Annotated in this window: 13 protein-coding genes; 6 read left to right on the forward strand and 7 right to left on the reverse strand. The window is 33.2% G+C overall.

Annotated elements, in window-relative coordinates:
* Positions 1-17: 17 nt before the first annotated feature.
* From OZP10_RS10155 to OZP10_RS10180, 6 genes are all read right to left on the reverse strand, one after another.
* A complete protein-coding gene (locus OZP10_RS10155) occupies positions 18-2009 on the reverse strand; it encodes a T9SS type A sorting domain-containing protein (RefSeq protein WP_281634531.1) in 1992 nt (663 codons plus the stop codon).
* 53 nt (positions 2010-2062) lie between these two features.
* A complete protein-coding gene (locus OZP10_RS10160; RefSeq protein ID WP_281634532.1) occupies positions 2063-2500 on the reverse strand; it encodes a retropepsin-like aspartic protease in 438 nt (145 codons plus the stop codon).
* The gene (locus tag OZP10_RS10165; protein ID WP_281634533.1) at positions 2460-5102 is read right to left on the reverse strand and encodes a CHAT domain-containing protein; all 2643 of its coding nucleotides are present in this window, start codon (positions 5100-5102) and stop codon (positions 2460-2462) included. Before OZP10_RS10165 ends, OZP10_RS10160 begins: the two co-directional genes overlap by 41 nt.
* A gap of 118 nt (positions 5103-5220) precedes the next feature.
* Complete coding sequence (locus tag OZP10_RS10170) at positions 5221-7173, reverse strand: PKD domain-containing protein (protein ID WP_281634534.1); 1953 nt, start codon at positions 7171-7173, stop codon at positions 5221-5223.
* 112 nt (positions 7174-7285) lie between these two features.
* Entirely contained in the window at positions 7286-8269 is a 984-nt protein-coding gene (locus OZP10_RS10175; RefSeq protein WP_281634535.1) for a hypothetical protein, read from the reverse strand.
* Between the two features lie 185 nt (positions 8270-8454).
* Positions 8455-8754 (reverse strand): hypothetical protein, encoded by a 300-nt coding sequence (locus tag OZP10_RS10180; protein ID WP_281634536.1) that lies wholly within the window; start codon positions 8752-8754, stop codon positions 8455-8457.
* Between the two features lie 130 nt (positions 8755-8884).
* Between OZP10_RS10180 and OZP10_RS10185 the strand changes: the two genes are divergently transcribed.
* The 6 genes from OZP10_RS10185 (at position 8885) to OZP10_RS10210 (ending at position 15289) form a co-directional block, all read left to right on the forward strand.
* Entirely contained in the window at positions 8885-9469 is a 585-nt protein-coding gene (locus OZP10_RS10185; protein WP_281634537.1) for an RNA polymerase sigma factor, read from the forward strand.
* 2 nt (positions 9470-9471) lie between these two features.
* The gene (locus tag OZP10_RS10190) at positions 9472-10197 is read left to right on the forward strand and encodes a tetratricopeptide repeat protein (protein ID WP_281634538.1); all 726 of its coding nucleotides are present in this window, start codon (positions 9472-9474) and stop codon (positions 10195-10197) included.
* 129 nt (positions 10198-10326) lie between these two features.
* Entirely contained in the window at positions 10327-11988 is a 1662-nt protein-coding gene (locus OZP10_RS10195; RefSeq protein WP_281634539.1) for a S41 family peptidase, read from the forward strand.
* A 303-nt stretch (positions 11989-12291) separates the two neighbouring features.
* Positions 12292-13071, forward strand: coding sequence for a TatD family hydrolase (locus OZP10_RS10200; protein WP_281634540.1), 780 nt, complete (start codon positions 12292-12294; stop codon positions 13069-13071).
* A gap of 63 nt (positions 13072-13134) precedes the next feature.
* Positions 13135-14271: a 1-acyl-sn-glycerol-3-phosphate acyltransferase gene (locus OZP10_RS10205; protein WP_177211296.1), complete on the forward strand. Its 1137-nt coding sequence runs from the start codon at positions 13135-13137 to the stop codon at positions 14269-14271.
* Positions 14261-15289 (forward strand): asparaginase, encoded by a 1029-nt coding sequence (locus OZP10_RS10210; RefSeq protein WP_281634541.1) that lies wholly within the window; start codon positions 14261-14263, stop codon positions 15287-15289. The genes OZP10_RS10205 and OZP10_RS10210 overlap by 11 nt, the downstream gene beginning before the upstream one ends.
* A 153-nt stretch (positions 15290-15442) precedes the next feature.
* Here OZP10_RS10210 and OZP10_RS10215 read toward each other — a convergent pair whose 3' ends face one another.
* Positions 15443-16684, reverse strand: a complete 1242-nt coding sequence (locus OZP10_RS10215; RefSeq protein WP_281634542.1) for an MFS transporter — start codon at positions 16682-16684, stop codon at positions 15443-15445.
* Between the last annotated feature and the right edge of the window lie 30 nt (positions 16685-16714).

Here is a 16714-nt window from a genome sequence, read left to right on the forward strand (position 1 = left end):
TTATTTGTGGTGAAGTTTTATTCTTTAATAAATTTCAAAGCTTTTTCTTTTCCGTCAGATTTTATATTTAAAATATACAATCCTTTAGCAAGATTTGACAAATCAATTTCAGAATTTGTTTTATTTATTTTTTTTGATAAAACAGATTGTCCTGAAACAGAGAAAATCTGAATGTCTTCAATTATTGATTTGTTTTTAATCGTTAAAATATGTTTCACAGGATTAGGGTAAAACTGAAAGTCAGTCAAATCAAAATCTGGAGTAGAAAGCGAGCCATTTAGTTTGGCTGTTACAGCAAGACGTTCTTTACTCTCGATTCCGTTTATTGTTTGCGAGGCATAATACGTTACACCATCAACCAAAACCGTAGACAATGGTAAAGAGGGTTCTATAGCAACTTTACTTGTTTTTCCGGTTGGAGAAGTTCCTGGTCTACTGTACCATTTAATGTTTTGACCATCAATAACAAGATCACCCAAAGTTTGTCCAGATTTAAACTCTAAAATCATTTCTTTTTTACCATCTATTAAAGGCGCTGGCGGATTGACCGTTATATACAGCAATGTGGCACATCCTTTTTCATCAATGACCATAACTTCATGATCTCCATAACTTACGTTTGTAAACACATTATTAGATTTTCGATCAAAAGAATCCATCTGATACAAATAATTACCATTTCCTCCAATAGCATTTACCGTTACAGTTTGATTTTCAATACTTACTGTTACATCTAATGAAGAAGGCTGACTAATATGAATCATCGATGCTTTTATACTGCAGTTAGCACTATCGGTAACATCAACAGTATAATCGCCGGCACTTAAATATTCAAAAATATTAGACGATTGTTGGTTTGTTAATGCAGTGCCAGCAGCATTTCTAAGTAAATATTTGTACGGAAAAATACCGCCTGTTACATTTACTTGAATTGATCCTTCAGATGAGTAAGGACAAATTGCATCTTTTGTGATGACGTCTAGCGCTAATGGCTGATATTCGTTAACGATACAAATTAAATTACTAGTGCAGTTTGCATCATCTTTTGTTGTTATAGAATAAGAGCCTGGTTCTACGTTGGCTAAAGTATAGCTAGATGCTTGACTAGCTATATAAGGAGCACCGTTTATAGAATACTGATATGGCGGTTTTCCGCCTTCGGTAACAATTTTAATTGAACCTTTGTTATTACAAGTAGGATTGGTTATAATAAGAACCGAAGATAAAGTAGATTTATACTGATTGACCGAAACGTTTGTTGAAGCAATACAGCCATTTTGATCTTTTACATACACAGTATAGTCGCCCGCGTTTAAGTCGCTTGAAGTATTTGAATTGGAATAATTAATGCCGTCAAAAGAATAAGTATATACAGATGTTCCTCCATTTCCTGTAATTGTAACAATATCTTTGTTGCCGCAGTTAATGCCTTCTGTTACAACTGCATTTGCTTTTAAAGGTATATAAGGTTTAACCTGAACAAAAACAGGAATGTCAGTTTTACAATTATAAGAATCTTTTATTAGAATAGTGTAATCGCCAGGCTCCAGATAAAAATCTCTGTTAGGAAGATACGTCTGTCCATAATCTAACGAATAGCTAAAATTTTGACTCGCGCCTGGCAGAACTGAAACTAATTGAATTCTTGTTCGAGGTTCATTACAGTCAGGATTTATTGTTAAAGCCACAATCTGCTCAGTCGGATAGAAGATTAATTGAAAGAAATTTGTTGTAATAGTACCTTTATTGTTTATTCTCGCATAAACGATTTGCGATTGAGGCGAAACAAAATAAGTTGGATCTGGAATTGGACTTGTATTAGCAGTAGCGTCATTAAGACTTAAATGGTAACTTACGGTAGTTTCGTTAGGATTTAAGTTACCGATTAATTCAGCATTGCGAGTTGTTAAATTAAATATTGGATACGTTTGACATCCACTGAGAGGGCTAATCTGTGCAAAAAATAAAGTAGGCAGTAAAAAAAGAAAACAAAGTAGAGTTTTTTTCATAAGGATAGATTTGTTAAAATGGCGAAACAAATATATCAAAAAAACAAATTATACTACTTTAAATATAAATAATGGTTAAAATAATCAATAATCGCTTTTCCCTCCAATAAAACATCAGCGCCAATAATGCCATGTACGGCTTTGGCCTTAAAAGATTCTAAAGCTTCATTAACATGCGAAAGATCAAAAATTACAATATTGAAATCTTTGTTTTTCCAGCTTCCCAATTGCAATTTGTTTTTAGATGAAATCTGAGTTGTCATTCCAGTTCCGCCTGCTCCAGAAGCTTTTGTTTTAGAATTTTTTGCAGAAAGTTCAAAACGCTCAATAGACTCAAAACCCACGCAAGTGTTGGATGCGCCCGTGTCTAAAATGAAATTGCCAGAAATGCCATTTATTTTGGCTTTTATCTGCAAATGCTGAGTTTTAGTGATTTTGAATTTTATTTTTTTATAATTCTCTTTTTTGAGAATTTCGTGAAGATTTTCCATTCCTGTAATGATTGAAACTCAAAAATAAGCCAATTACAGCCAAAAAACTAATGATATAGAAGATATAATTGGTTTGCGTTTCAGGTTTTTCAAGAGTGCCGTAATAGACAAAAGCACTCCAGTAATAAGGAGACTTTTTTGCATTGGGAATATTTTCATCTTTTAAAAATTTCCTTTTTGCATTTGCTGTTGCGTGTACAAAAGAAGAATTATGTTTAAGATCTTTATAAAAATAATCCATAAAAACAGAAGTAGTATAATCGTTTACATTCCACAGAGAAAATAAGAGATTTTGTGCTCCTGCAAACTGAAAACCTCTTGCAATACTCATGGCGCCTTCGCCTTTATACAATTTTCCAATTCCTGTTTCGCAGGCGCTCAGAACCACCAAATCTGGATTGAGCTGTAAATTGTATAATTCAGAAAACAGGATTTCCTGATCGTAAAATTTAATGCTTGCCGGAATTTCAAAATCTCCCGAAGAGGCATGTGTACTCAGATGAATAATTGATTTTCCCGTAACATTATTTTTAAAGTTTGAAAAAGTGGCATTTTCATTTTCAAAAAACTGTCCGTCAAAATTGTGTTTTATAGATTGCAATTCATTTTTTGAAAAAGGAAGTTCATAATTGGTTTTCCCGAAAACGGGAAAAAGACCTAGAATATTTTTTTTGCCACTTGAAAGCGTATTTGCATTCAAATACAATTCGGCAGAATTATTATACGAAATATCAAAATCATTCAGTAAATAATGCATTTTGGCAAAATTTGTCGTTTTAGATTCCTTTGTTATTAAAGCTTCAAAAGGTAAGAAGTTCAACAGCCCATCAGGAATAATAATGAGATTTTTAGAATCCGATTTTAGAGGTAAAAGAAGTTTTTTATGAGTAAAAAATGCTGTTTTTTGGTAGCTTCCAACATTGCTGACAATATTCTCAGGATTATCAAAAAAACTTATAAATCTTATTATCGGCTCACTGCATATATGGCCAATACAAATTGATTTTAATTGGATTTTGTTGTTTTGAACGACAAATAGATGAATTGCTTTATAACCCATAAAATATTCGTACAGTACAGCATCATCTTTATCAAGTTTGGCGTAAAGCTTTTGCAAGTCGAACGAAGTTTGATTTTTTTTGTTATTTTTTTCTTCATTTGATTTTAGCAGCAACATTAATTTATTCTGTTTCTGGATGGCTTCATTTATTTTTGAAATATCTGCAAGATCTTGTTTTTGCTGTTCTTTCAAAATAATGGTGTTCCAGTTTTGCATCTGCTGCAAAATCAATTTTTCTTCTCTAGAAAGTAATTCAACGTTTTTCAAATGATCTTTTAAAACTACAGATTTTGTCTTTTCTGCAAGTTTAAAAGCATCTTCAATATAACTTTGTTTTTTTTCGCTGTCAAAAAGAGATTTATAAATATCAAGACACTTTTCTGTTCGGTTTCGATTTCTAATTTGAGATATAATTTTAGAATCTTCGTAGATTAAAAGTGACTGAAATAATTCTTCAATATAGAAAGAAAGAGCATAGCTTTTTAATGCATTTTTGGGTTCATTTTGAGATAGATAAAGTTCTGCCTGTAAATCTAAAGCATCGAGTAGAACAGTTTCGGCATAAAGTGAATTTTTATCGGGAAGGATATTTTTCTGGCTTTGGTAATTAGGCAATAATGTTTTATAAACAATCGTAAGTTCATTTTGCGCTTCTTCAAAACTATTTTGTTTCAATAATAAAAAGGATTTTTCTAGATAAAATTGTGCTTTTTTTCTAGGTTCCTGTTGAGGTAATTTTTCAAAAATGGCTTGTGCTTTTACAAAATATAAAGTAGCATCTTTTAAATTAAAGTCGAGTTTTATTCTATAAAGATTAATGTAAGTGTTATATAAATTTTCTGAAAGTGCCTTATCTTTTTTTAATAAAGGAATGGCTTTCAAAAAAGCATTTTCAGCCTCAGTAAAATCTTCATTGATATTTCTTAAGAGATAATTTGCGCCTAGATTGTTTAATAAAAGTCCTTTTTGAGAAGAGGTTATTTTTTCTGAACGAAGCGTTTTTTCAATTATTTCAATAGCCTCATGGACTTTTCCTGAATTTTGATAAACGTTTGATAAATTAAGGATGGCCGCAATTTTCTGCTTTTCATTCTTTTCTTCGTTGGCAATAAAGTAATATTGTTTAATAGTATTTTCGGCATTTTTATAATCGCCTAAAATCGTGTACAAATTGCCTAAAGGTTTCAGGCAGAATTCGGTAATATCGTAGTTTTTTAATTTGTTTTTCTGGTAAATCATCCACGCTTTTTCATAGCTTTTTATAGCATCTAAAGTCTGCCCAAACTGATTTTCATAATACGCTTTATTGCAATTTAAAATTACAATTGCCAGTAATTCTTCTTTGGTTTTAGGTTTGGCACTTTTCCAAAAATCAGTTTCGATACTTCTTAAATTTTGTAACGCTTCCGTGGAAGGATTTGCGGTAAAACTATCCACAGCATTATATATTTTATCTTCCTGATTTTGTCCGTAAACATTCAGACTCAGGAAAAGAAGGATAAAACCATATAAGTGATGTAAGTTCATATTATTGTTGAGCATAATTTTGATGATCATTAAGTTAATATAAGTTTTCAATTCTTTACCTCATTTTCATAAATATATTAAAACTTTATCAAGTTATTTTAATATGAACTTACATCACTTATATGGTAAAAAACTAAAACTTCCAAATTCCATAAACCTGAAAATAATTAAAATTCTGTTCAAAATTAATCACATAACGCGCACCTAAACTTGGTCCGATTCTAGCAAAACCAGCTGTTAGATCAAATAAAAAACCTACTTTAACATCTGTAAAATTATTTTTTATGGTATTTGAATTCGTTGTCGAACTGATTAAAGAATTTCCCTTATCGCCTTCATAAGTATCAATTGTGATCGTCTGATTTTGTTCTGAATAAACATTGACATTTGCCTGAATTCCTGCTCCAACTCCGATATAATTATTGATGTTGTAGCGAATCAAAACTGGAATTTCCCAATTGATATTTTTATTTTCGGTTGCAGTTGTGGTTCGCACCAATTGCCTTGTTCCGTTGGCATTTGTATTAAACTCTTCGGAGACATTTACGTCACTGTTGTATTTGTTTAAAGCATTTTCCCATTCTACCTGCCAATAAAAGCGATACGATTTAAAAGGCGAAAGTGTCGCGCCCACAAAATAACTGGTCGATTTATCTAAATCGGGATAAAAATTATAACCAGCTTTTGCGCCAATCGAAATTCCGGGCAAGAATCGGGTAGTAGCATAATTGGTAATTATAGGTTCATTTTTATCAAATATAATTGCAGTTCGGCTTTTGGTTTTTACTTTATGAAAATCTTCGCCAAATTTCATGGAGTATTTTACAAAACCTTTTGTAGAATCCTTTTCCTTTACATTTTTCTGTTCGCTTCCAGGCAGATAAATATTTTTGAAGGTAAAAATAATTTGTTTTTGTTTGATGATCGTATCGAGACAGCTTACCGTTGGTTCTTCTCCTTTTGGGCAAATTGGACATTCTGGATACATACTTTCAATCTGAAAAGTTTTTTTGTCGAACATCTCCGGGATATCGGTTTCCAGACGAATTTTTCTTGCAGGACCTTCACCATTATTCTGAAAACGCGTTTTAAAATTTACTCTTTTAAAACGCACTAATCTGTAATTCATAAAACTTCCGTTAGACCCCATTTTGTTTGGATCATGAGAAGTCACAATTTCCATTTCCAGATTTTTTACTTTGTGGTTTTTATAACTTCTATTCGGCACAAAAATACCACGCATTGTAACTGTTGCGCTGGTATCTTTTATCATTTCGGGAGTAGTTTTGAAAGTATAAAAAATATTTCGGGTTTCTCCAGGATTTGCATCATCAAATTCTAAAATAGAAACATTATGATACGTTTTATTGGCATTTAAAAGAGAAGCGTCTAAATCTTCTTCGGTTGTGGTATTTCGGTATTTTTTGGTTTTGAAATTCCCTTCGGCGGAAGCCAGAAAATTATTCGAATCATTTAAATCATCAACCGCAACGACCAGGTTTTCTTTTACTTCACGTTCGCCCGCATAAGTTCTGAAATCGCTTAACTCGAAATTATTGTGTTTAAATTGCTTTTCATTATAAAACAAATAAAGCTTTCCGCTAGAAACATAATTCTCCAGATTTTGATAACTCACAACGACTACCATTTCCTGTTCTGGAATAGGATCACAGTTTTTAATAATCGCAAAACCATTCTGATCGGCAATAGAAGCAATGTCTTTATAATTCGTATTTGTAATGTCGTTGATGGCCACTTTTTTAGGGCGAGTTGCTGGAGGTTTTCCGTTATCGTAATTATTGGTTACAGCAAGTCTTGTGGTGTAAGTGCCCTTGCTTTTATAAACATGTTTAGGTTCGGCTTCTTTACTGTAATGCCCGTCTCCCAATTCCCATAAATAAGAATAACTTGGTTTTGGCGCACCTGCAATCGGAATCAAAGGCGGTGTTTCGGGTTTAAAAGAAACCTGATTTCCGTTTTGTATAAAACCTATATTGGCTCTTCGCGTTATGGTGTCTTTCACTTTGGTTTGCCCTATTGCGAGAATAGAAAATAGAATAAAGAAAATAGACAGTTGTGGTTTCATAACTAGATAGTTTTGAGGTTTAAAAATTTCTGAATGAAATCTCAAACAAGATTAAATGTAAAAAAAAGTGATGAGCAAATCACCACTTTTTCTCAAAAAAAGCATTTGTAAGCTACTGTATGGCATTAATTGCTGCAATCAGTTGAGCTTCGGTACCGACTGTTGTTTCGGATAAATTAAATTCGTAAACCGCATTGGCAGAAATTGTCACTCCTTTTATCGCATAACGCCAGTTACCATTATCTTCAGTAGCAAAAATGATGTGGCATGCTAATCCAATCGGAATTTGTCCATAATGCTCGCTAAATAAACCTTCAGCAGTAAACGTATCCAACTTAGCAAGAGCATTTGTGCCTTCTCCATCATAAGAAAGATAAACAGCACTGTTTGTATTATTGTATCCATCTGGTACATCTACCAAAAGAGTTGTTTTTGGTCTAGGGTCGCTGTAAAAACGGTCTACGTTTGTCCATCCAAAGTTTCCAAAAGTTACATAATAATTGTTTCCTTCGCCTTGTACGCCACCTTTTCCGCCAGTTCCGTCAGCATTTGCTTTTGCCTCTCTCCAGGCCAATTCGCCATCTTCATCAATAACTCCAGTCCATAAAGTCATTAAATTATCAAGACCATTTGTTAATGCCGTTGGAACAATCATGTTCATACTGCATGAAGTTTGTAATTCGACTCCCCCCTGAGTTGCTTTGATGAAGAATTCTCCTCCAGAAATCAAAAGATTTTTCTTTCCGTCTGCTGTAATTCCCATAGTTGGTTTGTTGGTTACCAGCATATTTCCTTTGTCAAAAAGTTCAATGTATTCTATATCGACTTGTCCCGTTACCGGATTTCCATTTTTGGTTAGACAGTCTCCATTAATGTTAAGTTTTACACCTTTAGCCGAAGTTAAAGTGACAACACCATTTCCTGCGGTCATGGTAAAATTTTGCGTGTTTCTTTTTACTCCTTTTTCGCTAATGCTTTTAAATGCTGCCGAAGTTGGTGGAGAAAGTTTAATATCGTCTCCGTCAGTATTGTCACAACTTGCAAACGCTGTCATAGCGAGTATTAAAAGTCCGATTTTTTTTAAATTTGTTTTCATAATTTCTAGTTTTTTATAAATCTGTTCTGAATCTTTTCAGAGGATTTTCAGATTTGGTTAATTAATTTTTAGTTAAATCAATTCGGGTTTGATTTTGTTACCCTTCTTTCCTAAAAATATTTTTAAGAGGCTTGTATATCCCTATATCAAGGGAGTATAAAATTTGTTACCCCTGATTTTTTGTTTTAAGCAGAAATGCATTTGTCTTCAAATAAATTTCCGTCTTTGTCGACAGCGATTAAAATGTTTTTTTTACGAGAGAATTTCAGAATAAGACAAATCCAGACAATGGTCCAAAAACCGAAAGTGATAATGCTGAGAAATAAATGAAAAGCATGATTTATGGTTTTCTTTTCTTTAGACAAAACCACATAAGGCAGTTTCTCATTTTGTTCTGTAATTACAAAACCATTGCGTGTTTTGGCGGCGATTATTTCGTAAAACCGATCTAGGTTTTTTTCGTCTATAAATTGATAACTTTCCATTTCTTTTAATTTTTTAAAGGTTTTTAAAAGACTTTTGTTTCGTTATATACAATTGATTGTATTATTGTTACCTCTTATTTTAAAAGTTTTTAGGATTCTTTTTTTTAAATTAGCTGTAAAATGTTTTTTTATGGATCAAAATAAAATTCATCCTGATCAAAAATATATCGACGGACTTGCTGCAAACGATTCAGTGATTATCGAGATGATATATAGAAAATTTGCGCCCAAAGTCGTGCAGTTTATCACCAATAACTCCGGCGATAAAGATCAGGCGCAGGATGTAGTTCAGGAAATCATGATTCTGCTTTTTAATCAGGCTAAAGCTGGTAAACTTTTTTTAACCTGTCCTTTTGATGCTTATTTTTTCTTATTGTGCAAAAGACGATGGCTAAACGAATTGAAAAATTCTGCCAATAAAGGGGTAACAATTTATGAGAATGTAGTATCTATCAATGAATCTGCTCACGAATTGGTTGCACAAGCCGAAGAATTTGATGAAAAACAGAAACTTTTCGAAACCATGTTTCAGAAACTAGGAGAGAAATGCCAAGAAGTTTTGAAACTCAGTTTTTCTTTAAAATCGATGGAAGAAGTGGCCGAGAAACTCAATGTGACTTATGGCTATGTGCGTAAAAAGAAATCTTTATGCGTAGGCCAGCTGACACAGTGGATTCAAGAAGCGAAAAATTTTAACTCTTTAAAAAACAATTAATCATGAACGAAGAACGCTATATATTATTTGATCAATATCTTCAAGGCGAACTGACCGTTGATGAAAAACACAATTTGGAGAAACAACTATCTGAAGATCCAGAATTGGCTTCAGAATTTGAAAGTTTCAAAGAAATGCATTTTCAATTGGGAAATAAATTTGGACAAGAAGAAGAGAGAGAAATCTTTAAAGAAAACCTCACTAAAATTTCAGATAAATATTTCCATAAGAAACAAAACAAAGTGGTTTCGCTTAAACCGTGGTATTTTGCGGCAGCAGCATCTGTGATTATTATGTTCGGACTATTTTTCTTTGATTATAAACACTATCCTAATTTTGAAGATTACAATCATCCGGAAAGCGCTTATTTTACAGAAAGAGGTGTGTCTGAGGCTATTTTAAAACAAGCAGAGAATAATTTCAACGGAAAAAGATATCAAGCCGCTATTCCGATTTTTGAAATGATTTTGAAAGAGAATAATTCAGATGAAATTAAATATTTCTACGCAGTATCCTTATTGCAGGTTGACAAATATGTAAAGGCAGAAACTATTTTTAAAGAATTGGAAGCAGGAAATTCTGTTTATAAAGAAAAAGCAAAATGGAATCTGGCTCTATCTAAGCTAAAACAAGGAAAATATAAAGAATGTAAAGACATTTTACAGACTATTTCTCAGGATTATGAAGACTATGATCAAGTAGAACAGCTTTCGGAAGAATTGGACTAAAATACAATTATTAAGAAAAATTTTATCCGTTTACGGAAAACCTCAATCGAATTTGGAATTTTAGTTCTAAATTCGATTTTCTTTTTAAAGGAATTCGCCCAAAACATTTAACCTAAACCTACCCTTTTAATGAAGAAGTTTACATTGTTGCTTTTTATTGTTTTTTCTCATAGCATTTTTAGCGCTACTAAAATTACGGAGACCGAAAAGCTTTATGCAACCTGTAAAGTCTGGGGATTTTTAAAATATTATCACCCCAAAGTTGCTGGTGGAGAATTGAATTGGGATAATGAGCTTTTGGAAAAATTGCCTAAAATAGAAAAAGCGCAAACCAAAGAAGAGTTTTCATTAATTATGGAAAATTGGATCGATGATTTGGGGCCCGTAAAAGAAATAGCGCCAATTGCAATACCAAAAGACGTAAAGTTCTTTGATAAAAATTTTGATTTAAGTTGGATTAACAGCGACAAACTGTTTTCAAAAAAGCTTTCAAAGAAATTAAAATTTATTGAAGAAAATAGATTTCAGGGGAAACAATTTTATGTAGAAGGAAAAGAACATGTCAAAAATGTTTCTTTGATAAACGAACGTTATGATCATCCAAACTTTGAAGATAAAAATTCTAAACTCCGAATGATTTTTATGTATTGGAATATTGTCGAATATTTTTTTCCGTATAAATATTTGATGAATCAAAAATGGGATAAAACTTTAACAGAGACATTGCCTGCGGTTATCAAATCAGAAAATCAAAAAGATTTTTATACAGCCATGAAAAAAATGGTTTCAAAAATGGATGACAGCCATACAGAGTTTTTTATGTACGGGCCAACGCTGGGTGAAGGAAAAGGAAGATTTTTTCCCGCTGATGGAAAAATAATTGATGAAAAAATAGTAGTAACAGAAATTTTAGGAGACAGTGTGGCCGAAGCTTACAACATTAAAATTGGAGATGTTATCACTAAAATAAACGACAAAACTATTAAAGATCTTATTTCAGAAAACAGAGATTTAATTTGTGCTTCAAATGAAGCTGCATATTTAGATAAACTTGCAAAGATTGTTTTGATGAATAGTGCAGATAATGTTAAAGTAGAGTTTTTGAAAGATGGGAAATACGAAACAAAAGAAATGATTTGGTTTGATTATCATGAATCACATAGAAATGAATTTAAAAAAGGGGCACAGAAAAAGAAGGAAAAGTTTAAACTTCTTGATAATAATATTGGATATGTAGATATGGGAATTATTAAGCCCAAAAACATTCCTGCTATGATTGAAGTTTTAAAAGACACCAAAGCGATTGTTTTCGATATGAGAAATTATCCGCTAGGTACTTTTAGAGAAATATCAGCTTTTTTGAATTCTCAGGAAAAAGAATTTGCCATTTATACGCGTTCGTATTATGGTTATCCAGGTAAATTTATATGGGAAGGAGAAACAAAAAGTGGTTCTGAAAATAAAGATAATTACAAAGGAAAAGTAATTGTTTTGCTTAATGAGAAATCAATCAGCCAGTCAGAATGGACGGCAATGTGTTTTCAGACAGCAGGAAATACCACAATTATAGGAAGCCAGACTGCAGGTGCAGACGGTAATGTAAGTCAGTTTGATTTTCAAGGATTTCACACACTATTCTCCGGAATTGGCGTTTACTACCCAGACGGAAGAGAAACGCAGCGTGTAGGAATTGTACCTGATATTGAAATAAAACCAACAATTTTAGGTATTCAACAAGGCAAAGATGAAGTTTTGGAACGCGCTTTGCTATATATAGAAACAGGAAAATAACTCCAATTATCGTTCTGAAGAACGAGGGATCGCACTAGCTGATCGAGAGAAAAAATGGGGGTTTTCTCCTCGAAGCTTCTTGTGAGATCCTTCGTTCCTCAGCATGATAAAAAAATTGGTTATTATTATTCAGACCTTTGTCAAAGTTTAAACTTTTACAAAGGTTTTTCTTTTTAATCAAATACAGAAAATCCATTTTTATCAGCGTTTTCACGAAGTGAATCCGTTTCATCCGCGTACCAATCGTGCAGAATTGCTATTCTTTTAATATTGTCGTAATTTTGCTACTTTAAAATTATAGACTTGAATTCAACACCCATTATTACCGATACCCATACCCATTTGTATTCTGAAGAATTTGATCAGGATCGTGACGAAATGATTCAGCGCGCTATTGATGCCGGAATTACCCGTTTCTTTATTCCCGCAATCGATGCTGCCGCGACTCAATCTATGTACGATTTGGAGAAAAATTATCCTGAAAATATATTCTTAATGATGGGTTTGCACCCCACTTACGTGAAAGATAATTATCTGGAAGAATTGGCGCATGTTGAAAACGAACTGGCCAAAAGAAAATTCTATGCAGTTGGCGAAATCGGGATCGATTTATATTGGGATAAAACGCATTTAAAAGAACAGCAAATTGCGTTTAAAAGACAAATTCAGCTGGCAAAACAATACAAATTGCCAATCGTAATTCATTGCAGAGAAGCATTTGATGAAATCTTTGAAGTCTTAGAAGAAGAAAAATCTGAAGATTTATTTGGGATTTTTCATTGTTTTTCCGGAACTTTAGAACAAGCAGAGCGTGCAATTTCTTACAATATGAAATTAGGAATTGGCGGTGTTGTTACTTTCAAGAACGGAAAAATAGACCAGTTTTTAAATCAAATCGATTTAAAACACATCGTTTTAGAAACAGATTCGCCGTATTTAGCCCCGATTCCTTATAGAGGAAAAAGAAATGAAAGTAGCTATTTAGTCAATGTTATTGCCAAATTAAGCGATATTTATAGTGTTTCTGCCGAAGAAATTGCAACAATTACAACTCAAAATTCAAAGGACGTTTTTGGTATTTAACTTAAGCCTTACAAAACTTTAATTTTTTTTTTGTTCTTTTGCCCACTTAAACCCAAATAAATAATGCAGAGATTTGATGCCATTCGACCGTTTTATGATTCCGAAATAAATGAAGCACTTCATGGTGTGGTAAATCATCCTATGATGAAAACCATGATGAACTTTACTTTTCCGGATGTGGAAGATGAGGTTTGGAAGGAACAATTAAAGAAAACACATTCTATTCGTGATTTTCAATGCAATTTTATTTACAATACAATCCAGAAAGTTTTAGAAAAAAGCTCTGAAGGCCTTACAACTTCAGGTTTTGAAAAACTGGAACCCAATACATCTTATCTGTTTATCTCAAATCATAGAGATATTCTTCTAGATACAACATTATTGAATGTTTGTTTGTTCGAACATGGCTTGGTAATGACAGCTTCTGCAATTGGAGATAATTTAGTGAAGAAAGCTTTCTTGGCAACTTTAGCGAAATTGAATAGAAACTTTTTGGTTTTAAGAGGATTAACACCTCGAGAAATGTTGCAAAGTTCTAAATTATTGTCTGAATATATAGGACAATTACTGCTTCGCGAAAATCGTTCGGTTTGGATTGCACAAAGAGAAGGAAGAACAAAAGACGGAAATGACGAAACCAATCCAGGTGTTTTAAAAATGATTGGAATGGGTTCTGATGAAGAAAACTTAATGGATTATTTCAAGAAATTAAAAATTGTTCCAGTTTCTATTTCTTATGAATATGATCCTACCGATGTTTTGAAAATGCCGCAATTAATGGCAGAAGCAAACAACGAAGTTTACGTAAAAGACAAAAATGAAGATTTCATGACCATTATAAGCGGTATCATGGGAACTAAGAAAAGAATACATATTTCTGTTGGCGATGTTTTAGATACAGAAATCGATCAGATTGTGGCTGAAAATGACAATGCAAACAAGCAAGTTCAGGCTTTGGCACAAACGATTGATGACGTTATTTTGAAAAACTACCAATTATGGCCAACAAACTTTATTGCTTACGATATTTTAAACGAAACAGACAAGTTTGCTCACAAGTATAAAGAAAGCGAAAAACAGCTTTTTGAACGTCGTTTAGAAATGCGTATCGGAAGCGATAATCCTGTGACAAGACAAGGATTTTTGGCTATGTACGCTAATCCTGTTGTCAATAAATTGAAATACCAAGATGTCATCTAAAGCAAGAATACTATTAGTTTATACCGGAGGAACCATCGGTATGAGCAAAGATTTTGAAACTGGAGCGTTGAAAGCCTTCAATTTTGGTAAATTAATTCAGAAAATCCCGGAAATTAAACAATTGGACTGCGAAATCGAATCGATTTCATTTGAAGATCCAATTGATTCTTCGAATATGAATCCCGAAATGTGGACAAGAATTGCCACCATTATCGAGGAAAATTACAACGTTTACGACGGATTTGTTGTCCTTCACGGATCAGATACTATGTCGTATTCGGCTTCGGCATTGAGTTTTATGCTCGAGAATTTAGCAAAACCAGTTGTGTTTACAGGTTCACAATTGCCAATTGGAGATTTGCGTACCGATGCAAAAGAAAACCTGATTACAGCAATACAGATTGCTTCACTTTTAGAAGACGGAAAGCCAGTTATTAATGAGGTTTGTCTGTATTTTGAATACAAGTTATACCGCGGAAACCGAACCTCTAAAGTAAATGCTGAACATTTTAGGGCTTTTACAGCGCCAAATTATCCTGAATTGGTAGAATCTGGTGTTCATTTAAAACTAAACAGACATTTATTTCTTCCTGTAAATAAAGACGCAAAACTGATCGTTCATAAGAATTTGGACAATCATGTTGCCATCATCAAAATGTTTCCTGGAATGAGCGAAGTAGTTCTGGCTTCGATCCTTTCTACCAAAGGATTGCGAGGAATTATTCTAGAAACTTACGGCTCAGGAAATGCTCCAACAGAGGACTGGTTTTTAAATCTAATAGAAAAAGCCATCAAATCTGGAATGCATATCGTAAACGTAACACAATGTTCTGGCGGAAGTGTCAATATGGGGCAATACGAAACCAGTACTGCTTTGAAATCGCTTGGAGTTATTTCTGGAAAAGATATTACTACAGAAGCTGCAATTACTAAATTAATGTATCTGTTAGGGCATAATATTCCGCAAAATGAATTTAAAGATATTTTTGAGACTGCACTTCGCGGGGAAATATCTTAGAATTTAAATTGCAATATTTTAAATCCCAAATTCCAATGTTTCGTCGTAAAGAACTTTGTAAAAGTTTTAAACTTTGACAAAGTTGATCAGCCTTGTTTTTTCAATCCTGTAAAACTTTGGAGGTAATTGGAATTTAGTCTCGATGCTTCGAGATTAAAATTTGGAATTTCTATACTCAACCGGACAAGTCTCCAAATCCTCTGAAGCTTTTTGTTTCTTGTAATACACATAAACAATAACAGAAAGAATACAAATAATTCCCTGAATGGCAACGGTAGTTCTTACGCCAAGCGAATGAGAAACATAACCGATAATTAAACTTCCAACAGGAATCATTCCTTGATACGCCATCATGTAATAACTAATACTTCTAGAACGCATACTAACAATACTATGAGTCTGAATATAAATGTTAATCGATGAGGTTTGTCCCATCATTCCGATACCGCTTAAAGTCATACAGATCAATGCAACTGTAATACTACTTGAAACTGCTAGAATAATAATACTGAAACCTAACAATAAGCTGGCTGCAATCATTAGTTTTCCCATATTTTCAGACGATTTTAAATTGGCCAAATAAATTGCTGATATAACAGAACCAATTCCGGCAGCACTCTCAAACCAGCTAAAAGTTTCGGCATTTCCGCTAAAAATATCTTTGGCGAAAACGGGCATTAAGGTGTTAAAAGAAATTACAAACAAACTGCTGCAAGTCAGCATCAAAAGCATTCTTGCCATTTCGCTTTCTTTTTTCACATAATCAAGGCCTTCTATAAGATCGTCCAGCATATTTAATTTGTTTTCGGCTTTAATGTGTGGTGTGATTTTCATCATCATCAACGAAATTAGGACGGGCACATAACTAATAAAGTTTCCGATAAAACAAATATCTTCTCCATATTGATGCAGAATAATTCCCGCAAGTGCCGGTCCGGCGATTCTAGCAAAATTGTTTAAAGTGGAGTTAAGAGCCACAGCATTTGGAAGATCTTCTTTATTATCGACAATATCAATCATCATGGTTTGACGGCAAGTCATATCAAAAGCATTAATAATTCCCTGAATTAAACTCAATGCTAGAATAAAATTGATATTGTAAATTTTAAGATAAATAAGCAAAGCCAAAGCTCCAGCTTGAAGCATCGCCAAAGATTGCAAAACCATCATGGCACGGTGTCTGTCATAACGGCCAATAATGCTTCCTGCAAGAGGTGCCAGAAATAAAGACGGAATCATGCTTAAAAAAGTCGCTAATCCCAGTAGAAAAACAGATCCAGTTATGCTGTAAACCATCCAGCTTACGGCGGTTTTCTGCATCCAGGTTCCAATTACTGAAACAGATTGTCCATAAAAGAACAATTTGAAATTTTTTGATTTTAACGCTTTAAACATAGTCCTAAATATTTAATACAAAGGTCGGGA

This window comes from Flavobacterium luteolum (assembly GCF_027111275.1).
In the GTDB taxonomy this organism is placed as follows: Bacteria; Bacteroidota; Bacteroidia; order Flavobacteriales; family Flavobacteriaceae; genus Flavobacterium; species Flavobacterium luteolum.